General features: G+C 37.1%; 24 protein-coding genes. 8 read left to right on the forward strand and 16 right to left on the reverse strand.

Annotated elements, in window-relative coordinates:
* Window positions 1-9: 9 nt before the first annotated feature.
* Window positions 10-297, reverse strand: a complete 288-nt coding sequence (locus tag FGL31_RS16100; RefSeq protein WP_138092913.1) for an antibiotic biosynthesis monooxygenase — start codon at window positions 295-297, stop codon at window positions 10-12.
* A gap of 20 nt (window positions 298-317) precedes the next feature.
* Window positions 318-845, reverse strand: a complete 528-nt coding sequence (locus FGL31_RS16105; RefSeq protein WP_138092915.1) for a DinB family protein — start codon at window positions 843-845, stop codon at window positions 318-320.
* A 700-nt stretch (window positions 846-1,545) separates the two neighbouring features.
* Between FGL31_RS16105 and FGL31_RS16110 the strand changes: the two genes are divergently transcribed.
* Window positions 1,546-2,625, forward strand: a complete 1,080-nt coding sequence (locus FGL31_RS16110; RefSeq protein WP_197734297.1) for a calcium:cation antiporter — start codon at window positions 1,546-1,548, stop codon at window positions 2,623-2,625.
* Window positions 2,626-2,728: 103 nt separating this feature from the next.
* Here the strand turns inward: FGL31_RS16110 and FGL31_RS16115 are convergent, their stop codons facing one another.
* Window positions 2,729-3,043, reverse strand: coding sequence for a hypothetical protein (locus FGL31_RS16115; RefSeq protein WP_232046839.1), 315 nt, complete (start codon window positions 3,041-3,043; stop codon window positions 2,729-2,731).
* Between the two features lie 74 nt (window positions 3,044-3,117).
* Between FGL31_RS16115 and FGL31_RS16120 the strand changes: the two genes are divergently transcribed.
* Window positions 3,118-3,825, forward strand: coding sequence for an acyl-[acyl-carrier-protein] thioesterase (locus tag FGL31_RS16120; RefSeq protein WP_138092919.1), 708 nt, complete (start codon window positions 3,118-3,120; stop codon window positions 3,823-3,825).
* A gap of 42 nt (window positions 3,826-3,867) precedes the next feature.
* Here the strand turns inward: FGL31_RS16120 and FGL31_RS26110 are convergent, their stop codons facing one another.
* From FGL31_RS26110 to FGL31_RS16165, 10 genes are all read right to left on the reverse strand, one after another.
* Entirely contained in the window at window positions 3,868-4,170 is a 303-nt protein-coding gene (locus tag FGL31_RS26110) for a gluconate 2-dehydrogenase subunit 3 family protein (protein ID WP_232046840.1), read from the reverse strand.
* A complete protein-coding gene (locus FGL31_RS26115; protein WP_232046841.1) occupies window positions 4,145-4,438 on the reverse strand; it encodes a gluconate 2-dehydrogenase subunit 3 family protein in 294 nt (97 codons plus the stop codon). The genes FGL31_RS26110 and FGL31_RS26115 overlap by 26 nt, the downstream gene beginning before the upstream one ends.
* Before the next feature lie 10 nt (window positions 4,439-4,448).
* Complete coding sequence (locus FGL31_RS16130; protein WP_138092921.1) at window positions 4,449-5,873, reverse strand: Gfo/Idh/MocA family protein; 1,425 nt, start codon at window positions 5,871-5,873, stop codon at window positions 4,449-4,451.
* Window positions 5,874-5,891: 18 nt separating this feature from the next.
* Window positions 5,892-7,577: a GMC oxidoreductase gene (locus FGL31_RS16135; RefSeq protein ID WP_138092923.1), complete on the reverse strand. Its 1,686-nt coding sequence runs from the start codon at window positions 7,575-7,577 to the stop codon at window positions 5,892-5,894.
* Window positions 7,578-7,590: 13 nt separating this feature from the next.
* Entirely contained in the window at window positions 7,591-8,844 is a 1,254-nt protein-coding gene (locus FGL31_RS16140) for a nucleoside permease (RefSeq protein WP_138092925.1), read from the reverse strand.
* A gap of 105 nt (window positions 8,845-8,949) precedes the next feature.
* Window positions 8,950-9,876, reverse strand: a complete 927-nt coding sequence (locus tag FGL31_RS16145) for a hydroxypyruvate isomerase family protein (RefSeq protein WP_138092927.1) — start codon at window positions 9,874-9,876, stop codon at window positions 8,950-8,952.
* A 28-nt stretch (window positions 9,877-9,904) separates the two neighbouring features.
* On the reverse strand, window positions 9,905-10,882 hold the full coding sequence (locus FGL31_RS16150) for an FAD:protein FMN transferase (RefSeq protein ID WP_138092929.1): 978 nt from the start codon (window positions 10,880-10,882) through the stop codon (window positions 9,905-9,907).
* 32 nt (window positions 10,883-10,914) lie between these two features.
* Window positions 10,915-12,228: a Gfo/Idh/MocA family protein gene (locus FGL31_RS16155; protein WP_138092931.1), complete on the reverse strand. Its 1,314-nt coding sequence runs from the start codon at window positions 12,226-12,228 to the stop codon at window positions 10,915-10,917.
* 41 nt (window positions 12,229-12,269) lie between these two features.
* Complete coding sequence (locus FGL31_RS16160; RefSeq protein WP_138092933.1) at window positions 12,270-13,235, reverse strand: formylglycine-generating enzyme family protein; 966 nt, start codon at window positions 13,233-13,235, stop codon at window positions 12,270-12,272.
* A 278-nt stretch (window positions 13,236-13,513) separates the two neighbouring features.
* Complete coding sequence (locus FGL31_RS16165) at window positions 13,514-14,251, reverse strand: AEC family transporter (protein WP_232046842.1); 738 nt, start codon at window positions 14,249-14,251, stop codon at window positions 13,514-13,516.
* 203 nt (window positions 14,252-14,454) lie between these two features.
* On the opposite strand from FGL31_RS16165, the gene FGL31_RS16170 reads away from it, so the two are divergent.
* The 6 genes from FGL31_RS16170 (at window position 14,455) to FGL31_RS16195 (ending at window position 19,680) form a co-directional block, all read left to right on the forward strand.
* Window positions 14,455-15,513, forward strand: coding sequence for an acyloxyacyl hydrolase (locus FGL31_RS16170; RefSeq protein ID WP_232046843.1), 1,059 nt, complete (start codon window positions 14,455-14,457; stop codon window positions 15,511-15,513).
* Between the two features lie 46 nt (window positions 15,514-15,559).
* Window positions 15,560-16,267 carry an SMUG2 DNA glycosylase family protein gene (locus FGL31_RS16175; protein WP_138092935.1) on the forward strand — a complete coding sequence of 236 codons (708 nt, stop codon included), beginning with the start codon at window positions 15,560-15,562 and terminating at the stop codon, window positions 16,265-16,267.
* Complete coding sequence (locus FGL31_RS16180) at window positions 16,248-16,784, forward strand: DUF488 domain-containing protein (protein WP_232046844.1); 537 nt, start codon at window positions 16,248-16,250, stop codon at window positions 16,782-16,784. Before FGL31_RS16175 ends, FGL31_RS16180 begins: the two co-directional genes overlap by 20 nt.
* Before the next feature lie 3 nt (window positions 16,785-16,787).
* Entirely contained in the window at window positions 16,788-17,000 is a 213-nt protein-coding gene (locus FGL31_RS16185; protein WP_138092939.1) for a hypervirulence associated TUDOR domain-containing protein, read from the forward strand.
* 135 nt (window positions 17,001-17,135) lie between these two features.
* Window positions 17,136-18,407 carry a chloride channel protein gene (locus FGL31_RS16190; protein WP_138092941.1) on the forward strand — a complete coding sequence of 424 codons (1,272 nt, stop codon included), beginning with the start codon at window positions 17,136-17,138 and terminating at the stop codon, window positions 18,405-18,407.
* Between the two features lie 97 nt (window positions 18,408-18,504).
* A complete protein-coding gene (locus FGL31_RS16195; RefSeq protein WP_138092943.1) occupies window positions 18,505-19,680 on the forward strand; it encodes a purple acid phosphatase family protein in 1,176 nt (391 codons plus the stop codon).
* A 155-nt stretch (window positions 19,681-19,835) separates the two neighbouring features.
* Here the strand turns inward: FGL31_RS16195 and FGL31_RS16200 are convergent, their stop codons facing one another.
* The 3 genes from FGL31_RS16200 to pyrF all read right to left on the reverse strand — a co-directional run bounded on the left by FGL31_RS16200 (window position 19,836) and on the right by pyrF (window position 22,106).
* Entirely contained in the window at window positions 19,836-20,435 is a 600-nt protein-coding gene (locus FGL31_RS16200) for a hypothetical protein (RefSeq protein WP_099372867.1), read from the reverse strand.
* A gap of 6 nt (window positions 20,436-20,441) precedes the next feature.
* Entirely contained in the window at window positions 20,442-21,188 is a 747-nt protein-coding gene (locus tag FGL31_RS16205; RefSeq protein ID WP_232046845.1) for a hypothetical protein, read from the reverse strand.
* A gap of 84 nt (window positions 21,189-21,272) precedes the next feature.
* Window positions 21,273-22,106: an orotidine-5'-phosphate decarboxylase gene (pyrF, locus tag FGL31_RS16210; RefSeq protein ID WP_099372866.1), complete on the reverse strand. Its 834-nt coding sequence runs from the start codon at window positions 22,104-22,106 to the stop codon at window positions 21,273-21,275.
* Between the last annotated feature and the right edge of the window lie 3 nt (window positions 22,107-22,109).

Consider the following 22,109-nt stretch of genomic DNA (forward strand, 5'->3'; position numbering starts at 1 on the left):
TTGACAGAACTAAAATAAACAATTTAACCAAGCTATAGATGGTTGGGTTTTTAAATTCTTGTCCCTTTCTTCTTGAAATTTAAGAAATACCGGATTGGCTAATAATTCCTTCTGAATCTCCTCATCTTGATACTCGGAGAAGTGAATAAATTTATTGGTATCTTTTTCTTGAAATACGGAATATCTGAATCTTGACTGATCCAATTCGTTAAATGCCATTAAGAAGGCAGTTATTCTCTCCTTATTTTGAGAAATATAATTCTCTTGAACCTCGTATTCTACTTTTACTGCAAACATAATTTGTTTTTAATTTTTGTTTATACCCATTCTCCTGGCTTATTTGAATCTATCCACCAAGGAAATCCCTTAATCCCCTTTTCTTTCAACCGTTCGATTATTTGAGCTGTATGATGTTGAATATGTCTTATTGTGTTTAGATGGAGTTCAAATCGAGTATATGGATACCATTCAAATCCCGATGGGCTATCTAAAGGAAGTTCTTTAACTTGTCTTTCTAGGTTTTCTTCTATTTCCGAGATAAATTCCAATAATTCTGATTTACTGTTTTGACCTATCACTTCTACTTCGGCATTTTCCCATTCTTGATCTCCTCCAAGACTCTCCGCTCCTGCAATTGCTTTTTCAAAAGGCTTGTAAACGTCATGACTTCCGCCTAAATATAATCTAGCACTCCAGATCGTATGATAAATCAATTGCCAATTTGGATTGTGATATTCATTAGTATTCCATTGATCAGATGGAACTTTTTCAACAACATCTCTGAGCATACCTAAGGCTGCATGATATTGAGAAATTAGTACTTCATAGATTTTTGAATTTTCCATAGTCGTGTTTTATAATGTTGATTAAGCTGTGATTGGTGGTGACATCTACCACATCATTATTTAAAACTACAACAATTAATGACAGGTGTTTGTCAGCAGTCTGTTTATAAATAATCCAATAAGCTATTTTGCTAGCTGGTGGGGACACCAGCCAGGGCGTTTAATGACAGGTATATGTCAGCAGTGAAATCAGCCAAGGCAGAAACACGAGTCAGTCTAAGGCACAAGTCAGGCCACTCAGCAATCCAACGCGCTAAGACTTGCGCTAGCTGTACTGAAGATGGCTGGTGGGGACACCAGCCAAGGCAGAAACACGAGTCAGTCTAAGGCACAAGTCAGGCCACTCAGCAATCCAACGCTCTAAGACTTGCGCTAGCTGTACTGAAGATGGCTGGTGGGGACACCAGCCAAGGCAAAAACACGAGTCGGTCTAAGGAACAAGTCAGGCCACCCAGCAATCCAACGCGCTAAGACTTGCGCTAGCATAGAAACACAAGTCGGAGACTTGCGCTAGCAAGAGCTTGTAGGGCTTTTTTAACATATGTAAAAACATTTGTTATTAATAATGCGGAATTTTGCAAAATCAAAACTAATTATCAATTAGTTATATATAAAAAGGTGAGGTAAATAAATGAATAATATTTTAACAAAAAACACAATAATTCGATTAATTCTAATTTGGTTAGTGGTCTTTTTATTTATGTTTTTTGGTAAAAGTATTGAGGGGATGTACAGCAATGATTTTGCTGCGATTGGCATTTTTTTATTGGTATTGCTGACGATTATCGTTGCGGCATTTGGTGTTGTTAAGGAGGCAGATGAATTGGCGCATAAGTTAGGTGAGCCCTATGGGACCCTGATATTGACGTTATCCATTGTTTCTATTGAGGTTATTTTGATTGCAGCCATGATGTTTGGACCTGAAGAAAACCCAACCATTGGAAAGGATTCAATCTTCTCGGTCATGATGATCATTATGAACTTGGTTTTGGGGTTGTGTATCCTTCTGGGCGGAATAAAGCATGGCGAGCAAGAATATAATGCTCAGGGGACATTGACTTATCTATCTATGATCATTATGTTGGGCGGCATTTCGATGATGTTGCCCAATTACATTACAGGACAGGGAAATGGTGAGTTTACAGCTATCCAAGCGAGTATAATCTCAGGTTTAGTAATTGTGCTGTATGCTTTGTTCTTATATTTTCAAGTCATAGGATATAAACATCTTTATGTTCAGCCGGCTCCAGGGAATATGGAAATCCTCTATAAAGATAGGAATAAGGCGACAGTGATGGATGAGCCTCAAGAAGGACCAATCAGTATGAAGGAAGTAGTTTTAAAGACATTATTGCTTTTAGCTATGATTTTACCGATTGTGTTATTGTCCCATAACTTGGCAGTCCTGGTTGATCATGGCATTAAGGCAATGAGCTTGCCACCATTATTGGGGGGAGTCCTGATTGCGATTATAGTATTTACCCCTGAGTCAATGACTGCAGTGAAGGCAGCAATGAACAATGAATTCCAGCGCGCGATCAATCTCTGTCATGGAGCTTTTGTATCGACGGTTGGATTGACGGTTCCGGCAGTATTGATTATTGGATTAATAGCGAATAAAACAGTTCGATTTGGATTGTCATCGACAGAAACGATCCTTTTCGTAATTACATTGATATTGAGCATGCTATCATTTTCGGGGAAAAGAACCGCTCCGATTGTAGGAATAATGCACTTGGTATTATTCGTAGTGTTTGTCATGCTAATCTTTAATCCCTAATTCTAGGGCAGGAAGATATGAAACAACTATTAAGTAGAACTGGGTAAATTAGAAGAGCACGTTTGTTATCCCTAACAACGTGCTCATTCTTTAATAGATTTTTTTAATATTCAATTTCTATGAGCGATTTCAAAGGGATTAATATCCCATGCTTTATCTGAATATATTTATCAGTCAGAGACCAAACCGTAGTTTCAATTCTTTTTGGACCGTCCTCTGTATTAAAAACAATCGTAGTTTTAGATTTGAACTCATTTCCCAAACGTACTGCACCTTGAAGTTTGTTTGAGAATGTTATGGTCTTATCAACTTCGGCGGGGATAATTCTGAATTTATCGACGTCTTCTTTTTCAATTAATGTTCCTGTCATTCTTGAATCAATTATGAGGTTTACTAAGGTTAACGTTAATTTAGACATTAATATATATTTCAGCAAGATTTTAGTGCAGAATATTAAATTAGTTACATTTGCGTAATATTCAAAAAACGTAGATGGGCATATTCGAAAAGGAATGGACATTGAATTTCACTCAATGTTATCCTAATGGACAGTTGAAATACAGTGAATTAAACAATATCCTTCAGATTACAGGGAGTGATCATTCGGAGTCATTGGGATTTGGCTACAAAAAAATGATAGCTGTTGATCAGTCATGGGTTTTGTCACGGATGTTGATTGAAATTGATGCGTTGCCGAAATATACTCAGACTATTAAGGTCCGCACGTGGCTTCAAGATTTTACAGGAACTCGAGCTATCCGTAACTTTGAGTTATTGTTAGATGATCAGGTTTTAATAACTGCGAGCAGCTTATGGGTAGTCTTCAACATTAAGTCAAGAAGGGCGGATATTTTTGCTCTGAGCACCGATCACATGGAATTTTATAGAGACAGAAGTGCGACTAAAAAACCGGTTGATAAAATTGATGGGAATGTTGAATTCAACCTGATGACGGAATATAAGGTGAAACTTTCAGATTTGGACATTGTATACCATGCAAACAATGTTAAATATATGGAATGGTGCTTTGATGCAATGGATCCTAAAACGATCTTGGATGGTTCGATGAAGAGGTTAGAAATGAATTTCCTAAAAGAACTCAACTACGGGGATGAGGTATCTGTACAGGAATTTAATGATGAAACCTATTGTATACAAAAAGATGGCAAGACCCATTTTTTGATGCAGATAAAGAAATAAAAAAAGCCCCGATTTGGGGCTTTTTTTATGAATTGTTTGAGCTTAAATAGCCCAAGCTTTATCTCCTTTTTTGTAAGGGTAACTACCGTCGAATTTTCCTGGAATCTTAACATAGCGCAATGCTTGTTTCATTCCTACTTCGGAAGTAAAGAATCCTGTCAAAGTCAATTGTTTCAACATGGTAAAGAAATGATTAGCATCATCTTCTTTTTTATTGCTTTGATATTCTTTAGCTTCTTTGTCGTAATTATTTACAAATTGCAGTTTTTCTTCTGCTGAGAGTTCCGCGAAACCTTTTTTGAATTCTTTTTGTGCGCGGTCATCCACTTTGTTCAGTCCATCCAAGAAAGCTTTTTTGGTCTTTCTCTACATAACAGTCACGAATCATTACAGGAATAAACTGCCCCACTCCTGCTTCTTTAGCACCTGGAGTAGATGTTTTCGGAAGAATAGCTTCAGCCAATTCACCCAAGAAATCAGGTGTATCGCCTTCGAATAAAGATGCAACTTCCTTTGAAGCTGGTCTTGTACAACCTTGCAAGAACAAGTTAGCTCCGATAACAGAACCACCAACGATAAATGCAACGTTTTTTAATGCTTCTCTTCTATTCATTTTGTTTTAATTAGAGTGTATATTTAACATCCCAACCTTGACGATATTGACGTTTAACGAATTGGTTAACGATATCAAAGTTAGTCACTTTCATTGCTTGGTTATCCCATAATAACTTCAGGTTACGTCCAGGATATTTACCATCAACGCGCAAATCAGCGCCACGGATTGCTAAGTTAGCCATTAATAAAGCTTCAGTCAATGGACCAGAGATTTCAAATGGTGCGCTGACTTCTTTTTTGCCATATCCAGCAATACAAGCTTCTACCCATTGTGCATAGTGGCCACCAGCCGCACCAGGTACGCGTTCATATTTCAGTGCTACATTTTCTTTTCTAGATGTTGGCAATAACCTTGCGTTCTCACCATACGTATCGGCAAGGATTTTACCTTTGTCACCGATTAAAAGGATACCATTACCACCGTCACCAAATACTTCGTTAGGTCCTAATTCTTCAGGACGTGTCGGTTGGATACCGCCATCCATCCAGTGAAGAGTAACAGGTCCAGTTGTTCTTGTTGCTTTAGGGAAAGTCATGGTAGCATGGCTTGATGGAGGACAGCTATCAGGGAAATATCCACGTTTGAACTCATCGACATATACTGATCCTACCGATGCTTGAACATCTTGAACATAAGACAGTCCTAATACACTGAAAGGAAGTTCCAAAAGGTGACATCCCATATCACCAAGGGCTCCTGTACCATAATCCCACCAACCTCTCCAGTTGAACGGAACTAATTTGTCTACGAAATCTTTTTGCGGAGCAGTACCTAGCCACAGGTCCCAGTTTAATTCAGAAGGGATCTGGGCTGCTTGAGATGGCCAAGGAATACCTTGAGGCCACACTGGGCGGTCTGTCCAACAGTATACGGTATGTACATTGCCAATCAATCCAGCTTCATACCACTCACGAGCTTGTCTCGGTCCATCGTTAGATGCACCTTGATTACCCATTTGTGTTACTACTTTATATTTTTTAGCTGCGTCAGTCAATACCCTAGCTTCCCACACATCGTGAGCCAATGGTTTTTGAACATACACGTGCTTACCTAATTGCATTGCAGCCAATGCTTGGATAGCATGGTTGTGGTCAGGTGTTGAAACAGAAACAGCATCCAAATTCTTGTGTTCTTTTTCCAACATCTCACGGTAATCTTTATAATATTTAGCTTTCGGGAAACGTTTTCTTGAATTTGCGGCTCTGCGATCATCAACATCACATAAAAATGCGATTTCAGCTTTACCACTATCAGCGAAAGATTTAATATCACTTTCTCCTTTACCTCCAGCACCGATACCTGCTACTAATAATTTGTCACTTGGAGCGATGAAACCAGATCCTCCTAAAACATGCCTAGGCACAATACTGATTCCTGCTGCTGCGATTGCAGAATTCTTGAGGAATTCTCTTCTCGAATTATTCTTACTCATAATATTGGGTTTAGTCTATTATAAATTACCTTTTTTAAGTTCACTTACTGCGAAATCTACCGCTCTTGCCGTCAATGCCATATATGTCAATGATGGGTTTACACATCCTGCTGAAGTCATGGCAGCACCGTCTGTTACGAATACATTTGGTGCATCCCATACTTGGTTGTTGCCATTCAATACCGAAGTTTTTGGATCTCTACCCATTCTAGCAGTTCCCATTTCGTGGATACCCATACCGAAATTATAACCGCTATCATAAGTGTTCACATCCTTAACGCCGATCTTTTCTAGCATTTCTTTCATTTCTTCAGTCATGTCCTTACGCATTTTCAACTCATTGTCCTTGATTTCCATGTCCATATCCAATACAGGTAATCCCCATTTGTCTTTGACATTTTTATTCAAGGAAATTTTGTTTTCGTGGTACGGGAGTATTTCACCGAATGCTGTAAAGCCTACGCTCCAATTTCCTGGTTCGCACAGAGCATCTTTCCATGCTCCGCCAACTTGCATTTCGGCAATCTCACCAGACCATCTTCCGCGACTTCCGGAGCCTTGGTATCCAAAACCACGTACATAATCACGTTGTTTATTGTCGCTTGGAATATTCACAAAACGTGGCACATATAATCCTGTTGGGCGTCTACCAAAGAAGTATTTATCTTCGTAACCTTCAACTCTACCGCCAGCACCTAACCGGAAATGGTGGTCCATCGCATTGTGACCTAATTCGCCACTGCTACTTCCCAATCCACCTTCCCAAACATCGGTAGCTGAATTCATCAATACCCACGTTGAGTTGAATGCTGAAGCACAAACAAAGATTACTTTAGCATAAAATTCGTATGTTTTATTTGTTTCAGCATCTACGATTTCAACACCTTTTGCTTTTTTAGTGTCCTTATCGTAAATGATTTTACTAACAATGGAGAAAGGTCTTAATGTTAAGTTTCCAGTTTTCATTGCTGGTGGCAATGTTGAGGATTGTGTACTGAAGTAAGCACCAAAATTACATCCTAACCAACATTGATTTTGATATTGACAATTGATACGACCTGTATGAGGTTTTGTAATATTTGCAGTACGCCCCATGATAAAGTGACGCGCTCCGCCATATTCTTTTTTCAAGCGTTCAGCAAGGTCTTTTTCAACAACATTGAAATCCATAGCTGGCATGAAGTCTCCATCCGGAAGGACATCTAATCCATCACGGTTACCCGAGATACCTGCCCATTTCTCAGCATAACTGTACCAAGGTGCAATATCTTTATAACGGATTGGCCAATCCACTCCGTGTCCGTCTTTGATATTTGCTTCGAAGTCAAGGTCACCCAATCTGTAACTTTGACGTCCCCACATCAATGAACGACCACCTACGTGATATCCTCTAAACCAATCGAAACGCTTAGTTTCAGTATATGGGCTTTCTTTTTCATTTACCCAAAAATCAAGGTTCTTTTCATTCAATGGATAGTCGCGTTTTAGAACAGGATAATCTTCTTCCATCTGTACTGTTCTACCGCCTCTATGTGGGTATTCCCAAGTGTCCTTGTTGGCATGATAATCTTTTACGTGCTCCACATTGCGACCACGCTCCAACATGATTGTTTTCAAACCCTTTTCAGTAAGTTCCTTGGCTGCCCAACCTCCACTGATTCCGGATCCGATAACAATTGCATCATATACATTATTTTCTACCATTATCTTTTAAATTTTAATTAGTTTCTGTTTGAGTTTGTATTGTTTCTTTTTTAAAGAACAACAAAAATATAATCATAACCACAAATGCAATTCCTGCCGGTACAATCCACAGTTTGTTCCAGAAGAGCGCTAAATCTGTAGCTTTAATATCAACATACATATCACTTACGTATCCTGCCACCCAGAATCCGATTAGTTGACCTACACCATAAGTAGCTAGGGTAATCAATCCTTGAGCAGCACTTTTATTGTCTTTTCCAGCTTTTGAATCTGTATAGATCTGGCCTGATACAAAAAAGAAATCATAACAAATACCATGTAATGCAATCCCTAAGAGGAGCATGAAAGTTTGTTGACCTGCATCACCATACGCAAATAATACATAGCGGATCACCCATGCCAACATCCCCAATAAGATGGTGTTTTTAAATCCGAATCTTGTGAAGAAAACAGGCAACAACAACAAACATAAAGCTTCTGAAATTTGACCAACCGTCATCTTACCAGTAGCATTCGCCAATCCGATCTCTGTAAGGAAAGGATTTGCATATTGATAGTAAAAGGCTAAAGGAATACAGATTAAGATGGAGCATATAAAGAAGACCAAGAAATTACGGTCCTTCAATAATTTGATAGCATCCAATCCTAAAATCTTTGATATACTTTCTTTTTCGCCTGTTTTTCCAGCTTTGACTGGCGGAGTTTTTGGCAGAACAAAAGAAAATAGACCTAACACTAATGAGGCTATTGAAGCCATCATAAAGGTATTTCTCAACAATCCATCTTGTAGCCCTTGTGCATTGTCCCATTTGAAGAGGTAACTGATGGACAAACCTGCTACAATCCAACCAATCGTACCCCAAATACGAATGAATGAAAATTCCTTTTCAGGGTTTTTCATTTGTCTAAACGATACAGAATTCACTAATGACAATGTTGGCATATAAAGAATCATATAACCAAGTACATAAGGGAAGAAGCTAGAGATAGAATCACTTTGATATAGTTGGTACATCAAAAATGCGCCTACCAAATGAAGAACTCCAAGAATTCTTTCAGCATTGAAATATCTATCGGCAATCATTCCGATAATAAATGGTGCAACGATTGCACCCCAGGACTGGGTAGAGAAAACATTTGAGATTTCTAATCCAGAAGCCTTTAAGTTGTTTCCTAAAAATGTTCCGAGCGTAACGAACCAAGCTCCCCAAATAAAGAATTCGAGGAACATCATGAGAGATAATTTAAATTTAATAGATGAAGACATTTTTATTTTTACAGGTTTATTAAAATCATGTAATTAAAGATAGATATAATATGCTAATATCAAAATTTCATATCGAAATTGTTTCAATACTAAAACCCTTTAGCATTAGAAGGAATCCACCTCTCTGTACGCTTTCACCAATGCTTCTTCTCCCTGTTTTCCGGATTTGGACATACCATGTTCCATTCCTACAACTCCTTTATATCCCTTCTCATACAACCACTTAAATAAGTTTTTATAATTAATCTCTCCAGTTGTTGGTTCTTTCCTGCCCGGATTATCCCCTACTTGAATATATCCAATTTCACTCCAGCACATATCCATCAATGGAATTAAATTTCCTTCATTTTTTTGTTGGTGGTATACATCATAAAGGATCTTACAAGAAGGACTGTTTACTGCCTTACATATTTCATAAGTTTGGTCAGTAAATCTCAGAAACAAGTCTGGTGTATCGCTCAAGGGTTCCAACACCATTGTTATACCATGAGGTTCAAAAATCTCAGCTCCCTTTCTTAATCCTTCGACTACATTTGCGGTTTGCACACCTATTGGAAGATTACGTACGTAATCTCCTGGCACTACGGTCACATGTTTCGCATTGCATCGTTTTGCGATTTCTACGGACTCACGGCAACCTTTGGTGAAAATATCTACAAACTCTTGTTTACCTGCTGCCAATGAGTTGGCACCGTTTCCGCCTTTTGGAACAACAAAGACGCCCATCGTCATCCCTAATTTTGCCAATAAATCACCAATTTTTTTCTGTTCATCTTCCGATCTGCCTGGCATACCATTGTCTTCAATACCACGAAAACCTAAGTCATACATATATTGAATTTCATCTAGGAAATTCTTTCCAGCAGATGCACTGAACATCCCTTGATGTGGGGCATAATTTAATTTGAAAGGTTGATTAGCAGCATTAGTATCCATAAGGTTTGAGGATTGGTCTTTGGCAGATAGCCCATTGGAAAATAAGGAAGCTCCTACCAAAAGAGAACTATTTTTTAAAAAATCTGAACGTTTCATTTAGGAATAAGTTTAAAAATTTAAGTATTTAATCGGCTAGCAAATACTTCTGAAAACCTGAAGATTGAGCCTCTTTTACTTGGCCATCTTCTAGATACATTAAATAAATATCAATTATATTTTTTGAATTAGCAAATGAAATTGCATCCTTTGGTTTCATAGCCATAAAGATATTATCATAGGCATCAGCTTCCATTGCTGAATTCGCTACTACTGTTACCGATATAGTTTGTGACTTTAATGGATAACCTGTTTTTGGATCCATATGGTGTGAAAACCTGTAATCTTTTACTTTACGAAACTTCTCATAACTTCCTGAGGTTGTGACGGATTTATTGTTTAGATTCAAGATGTAACTTTCTCCTTGTGAGTCTTTCTCTGGCCGTTGAACCAGAACCTTAAATGTACCTCCATCAGGTTTTATTCCATGTGCTCGAATCTCTCCTCCTACTTCAACTATAAAATCTTGTACTTTATTGGCTAACAAAAAATCATGAAGAACATCTACGGTGTATCCCTGAGCAATCCCATTGAGATCAATCTCTACACCTTTCACTTTTTTCTTTAAGGTCTTTCCTCTAAGTTTTAATTTGTCCATTCCTACAGTTTTCAAAGCCTCTTTGACTTCTAAGGAATCTGGAATACCTTCGATCTTTTTGGGTCCAAAGCCCCACAGAGACACCAATGGCATCACCGTAATATCAAAGAGACCATTTGATTCTTTGTGCATCTTGAAGGATTCCTTGATTACCCTCAACATATGCGGGTCCAAAACAAGCTTCAAAGTTTTGGGATCATTGAATTTCAAGATTTCTGAATCAGCTTTGTATAGCGACATGGATTGATCGATAACATTAAAAATGCTATCGACGGAAGATTGTGAGATACTTTGTGTCGGGGCAAAATAGGTAATGGTATAGGTTGTTCCTTGTGCCCTTCCAAAAAGTTCGTGTTTCTGTAAAGTAGAAATTGGTTGCTGCGCAAAAGCCCAGCAACCAATTACCATTAATGTGATAAAATTACAGAATTTTATCACTGTTAGATATATTTCTCTACATTGATTCCTGGCTCTGCCACAGGATAAAATCCTTCAGCATTTGGCATTACTTTCGGATTTGCATCCCAAGCAAATTTTTCAGGCATCAAATCAATATTTGAAGCTAATGCTCTATCCCAAGTGATTACTTCTCCTGTGTACACAGCAATTCTACCGATAATACCTGTCAACGTACTGTAAGCACCATATTCAGCATTATCGAATTTATATTCACCTTTAGCAATTGCTTCAAATAATTCTTTGTGTTCTTGTTGATAAGGGTTTGGATTTCCTTTTGAGTCATGGCGATAGATTTCTTTTCCATCAGGACCCCATAGAACTGCTTGATTACCAGCAGAAAGATACATCCTACCTTTAGTAGCTTGGAAGGTTTCATCTACTCTATTTGGAATACCTTCGAAGTGACGGCATTGGCTATAAACCACCGACCCATCGTCATAAGTCAATTCAATAGCGAAGTTATCGTAGATTTCGCCATATTCTTTTCCGGTTCTGTGTGCACGGCTACCTGTTCCTTGGATTGATACCGGATACTTTCCTTTTACCCAGTTTGCGATATCAATATTGTGAACGTGCTGTTCTACAATATGGTCACCACATAACCAATTGAAGTAATACCAGTTACGCATTTGGTATTCCATTTCAGTTTGATTTGGTTTACGCGGTCTCACCCATACACCACCACTGTTCCAGTATACCTGTCCAGAAACAACATCCCCGATTGCACCATCATGAACTCTCTTGATTGCCTCACGGTAGTTTGTTTGATAGCGGCGTTGTAATCCTACAACAACATTCAATTTTTTTCTTTTTGCTTCTTTGGCAGTTTCTAAAACGCGTCTTACGCCAGGAATATCTGCAGCTACGGCTTTTTCCATAAACACGTGTTTCCCTTGTTTCACAGCTTCTTCGAAGTGTAATGGGCGGAATCCCGGAGGAGTGGTTAACAAAACCACATCGGCATCTTTAATAGCATTGATATAACCATCAAAACCGACATATTTACGGCTATCAGGCACGTCTACTTTATCACCAAACTTTTCTTTGAGTGTATCATAAGTAGAATCCAGGTTATCTTTAAATGCATCTGCCATTGCTACTAACTTGATGTTTTGACCAGAAGCAAAAGCGTCGAATGTAGCTCCTGTACCACGACCACCACAACCAATTAAGGCAATTTTAATCACGTCAGAACCTGCAGCAAACACACTGCTCACAGAACTACTGGTTAAGGCAGCAGCACCCACTAAAGCTGAGGAAGATTTAATAAAATCCCTACGTTTTAAACTTTCCATGAATATAGATTTAAATTGAGTATTATTTTCGGTTTATATTATTAAAAATCCTTGATTGGCGCTTTGTCATAGTAAGCCATGATTTCGTCATGTGATGGTTGTTTCACAGGACGTACTAAGCGCATCCCAACAAATGGTGCTTCTGGGAACCACCAGTTTGATTTTGGAATTTGAGGATCCAATTGTTTCCAGAAAGGATCAGAAGCTCCTCTGGATGCTGAACGCAAATCTGCTGGCTCACTCTCAAAAGATCCACCACGTACAACATGTGGATATAGTTTGGTAGGCACATTCACAGGATTATCAGCTACTTTCCCTTCAAATTGTTTGTAGAACTCGGCATCATATTGGTCATAAGTCCACTCAGCTACATTTCCATAGATATCAAATAAGCCCCAAGGGTTTGCTTTTTTGGTACCAACTTTTGTTGTTTTACCTGAAGAATTTTCTTTGTACACAGCATACTCGGCTAATTGAGCAGCATCATCACCAAAGAAATATTCTGTCTCAGACCCGGCTCTACTAGCGTATTCCCATTCAGCTTCTGTTGGGAGTCTATAAAATACGCCTGTTCTTACATATAACCATTTGCAATATTGGATGGCATTATAATGAGTCATTGCTAATGCCGGTTGCCCATCTTTACCAAATCCAAATGTCATATCTAAATATGGTTTTGTTGGCCTCGTTACTGCATCTACTTCTGCAGGAACTTTACCATCAGTTGATTTCGTGATTTCAAAGTCTTTATATAGGAAGGGTTCAAATATATTCCATGTAACTTCATATGTTCCCATCCAAAATGGATCTACTTTTACCTTATGAACTGGTTTTTCATCAGCATTGGAAGATTTTGCACTCCCCATATTGAATTCTCCGCCCGGAATGGCTTCCATCGTAAATTCTAAACTCGTCCCTTCAATCTTTTGTGTATAACGCTCATGCTTTTCTTGAGCATTAGACAACTGAATCCCTGCCAACAAGGCAAAGAATAAAACTCTTTTCATAAACTATTTAAGTATGTTAAAATCTAAAAATAATCCGTATTTCGTTGAATTAATAGCAATAAAGATAAGCATTTCCCAAAATATTTCGATAACATTTAGGTTACAAAAAATAAGTTGTTAATAGATGGTACCACATGTATGTGGTCAAAAGACCTATCGGGATACTCAATCCAATAACACTGTTTCCAACTTTCGAATTTAACTTAAACTGACTTAATATAATACTGGTTGCCACTAAACTAGGCATTGCCATCTCAAACATTGATACCTGAGGAATTTCACCTTTTAATCCTAACCATATTGCTATTAAAAGCTACAATGCCCGGCGCGATTATTAATTTATAAACTAATGCATAAATTATATTAGGAACTTCGGTTTTTACAATAGCAAAATTCAATTGTAGTCCAATTGAGAACAACGCAATAGGCGAAACTGTGGAGCCCAAAATTCTAAAGAATTCGTCTAAGCTGCTGAGATCGATAAACCTAGGGATCGATAATGCCAACAAACAACCTATTAATGGTGGGAATGTGAATACTCTTTTCAAGATAAAAAGAAAATCAACTTTTTTGTTTTTCTTAAGGCTTCCTTTCATTGCAACAATGACGCCGACTGTTGATAGCAAAAAGAAAGTCATTTGGTCACTTACGATTCCTATAGGCAATGCCTCGACTCCAAAATATGCCGTTATTAAAGGAAAACCGACAAAAGAAGTGTTACTGAGTCCAGCAATTAACATCAGTGTGTGCGATGTTCGTTTGGAGATCTTAGTGATTTTTTCCAGGATATAAAAGAATAAAATAGATCCAGAAAGCACTATTATTGGTCCTAACATCGTAAACAACAAACTATTGTCCCACTGAAGTTTAGGAAGGAAATTGAAAGATAGTGCAGGTAACCCAAAGTAAAGAACCCAAGCGTTCAATGCTTTGAAACCATCTTTGGCTACCCAATTGAATTTTCTACTGATTATCCCAGCGGAGAGGCAAAAAATGATAAGGATAAAGTTTGACACAATGTTTAAGTTTTAACGAATTGCAATACTCATTTGAAACAAATATGACATTGCCTACGTTTTATGCGTTAAAGTTATTACTATTTTTGACGACTTAATGTAAAATCCATAACTATTATTCTGTGATCAGGCTTTATTTTATTTTTCTAATACTTATTATACCATCTTTTGCAAAAAGTCAGATCTCTGAAATTAAAAAAGAATTGAAATCAAGTCCACTTATTTTTGAGTTAGAAACAGAAAATGGTGGCATATTAGCTCAAAAAGGGTTGAAATCCACCACCTATGAAGGTGCCTATTACAACGGTTTGAATTTTAAAATTGGCTGGAAACAGAGAGCAAAAAGAGATCAATACTATCAGATTTACAATTATCCAATCTACGGTATTGGAATTTACTCCAGTACGTTTAATACTGATATCCTCGGAAGCCCTTTTGCGGTTTATGGCTTTGTCCAAACACCGATTTCACCCAAAGAAGATAGCCGTTGGAGTTATGATTACAGGATCGGATTAGGCTTGTCGGCTAACTTTAAACCTTATAATGAAAATGAAAATCCATTGAATTTGGTCATAGGATCAAAAAACAATGTGTTTATTGACTTAGGAATTAGAGCTCAATATAAAATCAACCCACATTGGAAAGCAGGGGTTGGCTTGGCTTTTCACCATTTTTCAAATGGTGCCCTTCGACTACCAAATAAAGGGGTAAACTTAGTTCCTCTAACTGTTTCTGTAAATTATCAATTGAATCCTGAACTCAAGATAAATAGGGATTCCGTTTTAAAACCATTTTCTAAGAAAATTCTCTATCATATAAATTATGGTGCTGGGTTCAAACAATTAAAGGACGATTCGGATGAGAGGTTCTTTAAAACAACCTTGAGTGCTTATGCAAGCAGACATGTATCTTATAAATGGAGATTAGGTGGCGGTTTTGATTTGTTCTATTCCTCCTCAGGCAATGATGCGGAAATCGCAGGAGACAAATCCGGAAAACTTAGTTCTAAACTTTCTGGTGGCCCCTCCTTTTATGTAGCCCATATTTTGAATGAGCGCTTGGTATTGAATGGAAATGTCGGTTATTACTTGCACAACCAACGTTTCAATGGTGAGATAAAAAGAATTTTCCTTAGGGCAGGCGCAAGATATTATGTTTATAAAAACATAAATGCAGGTGTTTCCATCAAAGCTCATATGGGCAAGGCAGATTTTATTGAATGGACCGTTGGATACACATTTAACAGGGACAGTTCCAATTAAATTAAACTTTTGTGAGTTTATATTGTTGCATTGAGAAAAGTACCTTATGCCGCAAACATTTGCTGACAAAATCATTGATTTCAATCAACATTTACAATACTCAGGCGAGCTGCCTGAAGGTTTCCATGTATTGAACCCATTTTTTGACAACCCTGAAACCATGCAGGTAATGCGTCAATTCTATCATAAATTTTATGATGATCATATGGAGCGCAAATTTATTATCGGCATCAATCCTAGCAGACATGGCGCTGGAGTAACCGGTGTACCTTTTACGGATACTAAAAGACTGGAAAGTGAGTGCGGGATTCCAATGCTGAGTGCGAGGACTCATGAAATATCATCGGTTTTTATTTACGACATGATCAAAGAATACGGTGGTCCTGACCTTTTTTATAAAAACCATTATATCAACTCTCCTTTTCCCCTTGCCATTATTAGAGAATTGAAACCCGGCCAATTTGTAAATGCTAATTATTACGATGACCCCAAACTTTTTTTAATGGTGAAAGATTTCATGATTGAATCGTTAAAGAAACATATTGACTTGGGACTAAGGACTGATGAAGTTTATATCCTGGGAAAGAAAAACGCCACCTTTATTGATAAATTAAATAAGGAAACAAGTTTGTTCAAAAACCTAGTCGTATTAGAACATCCTAGATTTATCCAACAGTATAAATCAAAAGAGAAGCACTTCTACATTGATAAATATTTATTAGCATTGAATGAGGATGAAGAAGGAAATTTATAGCATAGGTCATTCCACTCATCCCATTGAAGAGTTTCTGAAGATATTGAAATCTTTCGCAATCACTTTGCTTGTTGATATTCGGAGACATCCTGGTTCACGAAAATATCCACAGTACAATCAGGATAATTTGGGGCAAGTTTTACAAAATCATCAGATTGAATATCTACATTTAGCAGAATTGGGAGGTAGAAGAAAGCCAAAGAAAGACAGCAGAAACACAGGCTGGCGGAATCTGTCATTCCGTGGGTATGCAGATTATATGGAGTCTGAGGAATTTATTGATGGAATACAAAAATTGGAAGATCTTGCCAACAAACAAAAAACTGCATTTATGTGTTCAGAAGCCGTATGGTGGAGTTGTCATCGATCTATGGTTGCTGATTATCTAAAACTAGAGGGGTGGACTGTTTGGCATATTATGGGGGTCCAAAAATCTGTTGAACATCCCTATACATCAGTTGCCAAAATTATTGATGGCAAATTGAATTACGAAGATATAAATCTATTTAATTCGTAGAACATGGAAAAGAAATTCAAAATTGGAGATCAGGTAAGTTGGAATTCAGAAGCTGGGCGTGTTTCTGGTACGATTATTAAAATTCACACTAAAGATTTTAATTACAAAGGATATACGCACCATGCAAGTCCTGAAGACCCTCAATACGAAATTAAAAGTTATAAAACAGATCATATCGCAGCACATAAAGGGAAAGCGTTGACCCTAGAAGAATAATGCTATTCCCTGTAACATTTGCCTTGATACACTTACCCATTTAGTTAAAGAATACCTACCTTTGACGAACTCAATTTCCTTATTTCTAATCAAAAGATCAACCTTTAGTGAGCGTTGATAACTTGTCATTTCGAAATGAATAGAAAAAGAATCATTCAACAAAATTACTTTAAGCTTTTTGGCATTTCACTATTTGTCGGATTATTAAGTTCGTTTCTAGCAACAATACTGAGATTTATTACAGAAAAGACTGAACATAAAGTTTTCGAGTTTATCTCAGGAACAAATCCTTATCTATTTATAATTTTTCCTACTATTGGGATTACCATTATATATTTCTTAAGGAAATATGCTTTTAAAGGGAGGAAAAACAAAGGGATTACGGAAATCTATAATACTTTGGACCGTAGAAAAGACCATTTGCCGCTTTTTAAAATTCCTTCTCACTTTTTAAACGGTTTTTTGACTGTTATTTTCGGTGGTTCTTCAGGTATTGAGGTTTCTACAGTCGTTGCTACCGCAACCATTGGTAATGAAGTTTACAAGAAAAATTTCTCTGCTAAACTTTACAAAAGGGAATTAATTTGTGCAGCATCTGCGGCAGGTGTAGCAATACTATTCTCAAGTCCATTAGCGGGGTTATTGTTTGGAATTGAAGTTATCAGTCGCAAGTTCAAAAAAACGATTTTAATAAGTTGCATGGCATCAACCCTTGTCGCTTCGTTATTTATCTATTCATTTGGAGAAGGTCCTATCATATCAAATTATCTCATTGACTGGCAATGGAAATCAATACCCTTCTTTTTGATTATAAGCTGCTTGGCTGGTATTTTAGCAGTGGGATTTACCTTATTGGTGATTTATACCAAGACTTTTTTCGGAAATATTAATAACAATTTTATCCGTGTAAACTTAGGAGCGATCTCTGTTGGGTTATTAATCTTTTATTTCCCAGTATTATTTGGTGACAGTTATCATGGTTTAAATGAAGTATTAAATACAGAATCTATTTCTATTGGCTATTTATTATTACTGATTCTTTTAAAACCTCTAGCTTCTTCTCTCACTCTTGGCGCTGGTGGTGACGGGGGTGTGTTTGCACCAAGTATAATTGCAGGTGCTTTTTTAGGATTGTCCATTGCAATTTTTTGCAAGTCAATCTTGGGGATGGATATTAGTCCTATAAATTATGCATTGATTGGTGCTGGTTCAGCGCTTTCTGCTGCAATATATGCTCCATTTACTGCTATAATAATTATCTGCAACATTACTCCAAATGGTTATACTCTATTTATTCCATTAATAGTTTGTTGCCTGTTATCTAAATACTTTGCAAATAAATTACTCCCATATAATGTTTATACATATGATATGTATAAGGAAAACCTTAAAAAATCTATCGCATAAATTAACGTAAAAATCATATAGACAAATTGATTCAGATAAATCTGTTTATTAACTTGTCTAAAATTTTAAAAACCTAACCTTAATTCTATCGAAACCTATGAAAAGGAATTTTATAGTACTACTTTCTCTATGCTTATCAATTGTTTCATTAAATGCCCAGGAGAAAATAAAAATCAGTCATTTACCTTATATTCAAGCTTTGACAGACTCCACTGTTTCCATTATTTGGACCAGCAATAAGGATGCTATTGGATGGGTTGAACTGGCTCCTGATGATAAAACTCATTTTTATCAGCAAGAACGTCCTAAGATATTTTCAGGGAAATATGGTTTTAAAAACGTAGGAACTGTTCATCAGGTCGATTTAAAAGGTCTAAAACCAGGTACTAAGTATAGATATCGTGTCTATAACCAAGAAGTATTGAAACATGAGGGAACGAGTGTTCAATATGGTGAGTATGCTGCAACAAATGTTTATAGGGAAAAACCACTTACCTTTTCTACTCCTGGACCAAAATCCAATGTGACATTTGCTGTGATCAATGATATTCACGGCAAAAATGATGTGATGACTAGCCTTATTAAGCAAGTAGATTTAGAAAATACAGATTTTATTGTTTTCAATGGTGATATGGTTGACAATCTGTTGAGTGAAGAACAAATGTACACCGGTTTCATGGATACTGCCATAAAACTATTTGCAAGTGAAAAGCCCATGTACTATTCACGTGGCAACCACGAAACTCGAGGTCCATTTGCAACCTCCTATCCGAAATATTTCCCAACGAGCTCAGGAGAACTGTATTATATGTTTAATCAAGGGGATGCATGCTTTATTGTATTGGATTGTGGCGAGGACAAACCTGACAGCGATATCGAATACAGTGGAATCGTGGATATGGACGCTTATAGAACGGAACAAGCAAAATGGCTTGAGAAAGCTGTTAGCAGCTCTGCCTACAAAAACGCCAAGTATAAGATTATTATTTGCCATATCCCACCTGTACTGGGTTGGCATGGCATGGAAGATATCCGCAATAAATTCGTTCCAATATTAAACAAAGCTGGTGCTCAAATCATGCTGAGCGGCCATATGCACCGACATGAAATCCTGAAACCAGATCAAGATATCAATTTCCCTGTAATCATCAACTCAAATGTCAACCTCATCAAAGTAAACCTTGACCAAAACCAAGGAACCTTTAAAATCTATAACCAAGATGGAAAAATGATAGAGGAAGTGGTGATTGGGAAGAAAGCTATTAGACATTAGACTTGAGATGTGAGATATGAGATGTGAGATGTGAGATGTGAGATGTGATTTCAATATTCTTTCAGAAAGTCTTTCCGAAAATTCTCAATACTCATATCTCATATCTCACATCAAGGCAAAAAAAAAGCAAAACTCAGGTTTTGCTTTTTTTTTGCCTATTTGAACAACTTAAAAATCTTACTTCCGAAATTCTTATCTACCGTAATATAGGATGGGTAGTAGATATTCTGTCCGGCGATGCGGATGGAAGGTTTAATTTTAAGTACCATAAATCCTTCTGACTTTTTATTCAGCAATTCATCAAAGAATTTATCGAATCCATTTTCTTTTGCTTTATTGAAGATATTTGCTTTGAATGTCATTGGTACGATTGTACTTTCACCTTGATTTAGATTGACATTTTGATCTACTGTACCTTCAAATAATGGTGAATTTTGGATTTCAATAACATATTTGAATGAATTAAAAGCTGCTTTTTGCACTTCAGGATTAGTGATTTTCAAGTTAACTTTTCCTTCCAATGGTAATTCTTTGCTAAACAGTGCCATGGCTAAGCTTGCAATCGAAGACATATTATAGTTGCCATCTGAACCTTTGAAAGAATCCAGTGATTTGCCATTGAATTTAACTTGATCAACAGACTCTACATCATATTCACAATCTGCTAGTGCTTTGATTTGTGCTTTTTTGTTCACCTGGCATCCAGACAACATCATTACAGCACATACTGTTATTATTCCAATAATTTTTTTCATATTCTTTTATTTTCTACCAAAATTATAAGTCAAACCAAGGGTAAATACTGCATTTCCCGGTTTTAGATATTGGTTGTCCATCAATCCAATATTCCATCCATTTGTATACTGAATCTGAAATCCTTTATTCAATTCAAGTCTTGTAAAGAAAATAGGTTCGATGTATAAATTCTCTTCCAATTGGCTTGAAACCCCATTTAATTCAAATCTATCCATCTTCACGCGACTCATGCGGATTGCAGTTCCATAGTTTAGAGTCCTTTTCTTGCCAAAAAGATTAATCTTGTTTTTTCTTGTTGACGAAAAATTTGCTTGGACGAATATTTTGTTGAAATCTAGATCTCTGGTTTCGACGGGATCACTACCTGTTGTACTTGCTCTTTTATCGACATCTGTTGTTGCTCCTACGCCATATCCAGCATAGAATTCCAACACACTTCGTTTAGCTTTGCCGACTACAGTATAATAGCCTAATCCACCTTCATAAAGGTATTGTTTGAAATCATTGTTGTCTGATTTATAATTTAGGCAGGATCCATTTCCTATGACGGCTACATGGTCTGTAACTGCAACGCCAAGGTTACCACTTACATTTCCTTTGGTATTGACGTGGGCAGCTATATAAGCCTCGCCTTTATTGTTGAACATGGGTGTTGCCGGAACATTTGGCAAATAAACTGAACTACAGCTGCTGAACCAAGCAACACTTGCCAGCATTCCTGTAAAAAATAATGAGAACCTTACTTTATTCATAAAACACATTAACCCTGCATCTCCACAAATTATTATGCCAAAGATGCAGAATTTAACAAAAAGTAAGATTTAATTTAGATAAGATTAGATAACTCCATGTTTTTCAAGCTCCTCTTGCATTTCTTTTTGTAAAGAAACAGCCTCTTCCCTAGCCTTTTCTGCAAAGTCTCTTCCTTTGGATGCATAAATGATTCCACGGGTACTATTTACCAATAACCCGCAATCTTTATTCATCCCATATTGACAGACATCCGACAAAGATCCTCCTTGTGCTCCAACTCCAGGAACCAATAGAAAATGGTCTGGTGCGTGCTCACGTATTTTTGTAAATGCTTCGCCTCTAGTAGCCCCCACTACATACATGATGTTTTCTGAACTTCCCCAAGTATTTACCTTATCAATAACTTCTTCAAATAACTGTTTTCCTTGCGCATTCTGAAAGTTCTGGAAGTCCAAGCTGCCTTGATTTGAAGTTAATGCCAACACTATTGCCCATTTACCTTCAAAATCCAAGAAAGGAGTAACTGAATCCTCGCCCATATAAGGAGCAATGGTAATCGAGTCAAAATTTAAACCTGAAGATTCTGGATTAAAAAATGCCTGAGCATACATTTTGGATGTATTGCCTATATCTCCTCTTTTAGCGTCTGCAATGCTGAAACAATCTTTCGGAAGAATTTCACAAGTTTTCCTCAACGATTCCCAACCTTTAACACCATAACTTTCATAGAAAGCGATATTTGGCTTGTAGGCAACACAAAGATCTGATGTTGCTTCGATTATGGCTTTATTAAAGGAGAAAATAGGGTCTTCATCATCCAAAAGATGTTCAGGAATCTTGGTTATATCGGTATCTAAACCTACACATAAAAAGCTCTTTTTACTTTTTATGTTTTCGATTAGCTCTTGCTTAGTCATTAT

The organism is Sphingobacterium daejeonense, assembly GCF_901472535.1.
GTDB classification, from domain to species: Bacteria; Bacteroidota; Bacteroidia; order Sphingobacteriales; family Sphingobacteriaceae; genus Sphingobacterium; species Sphingobacterium daejeonense.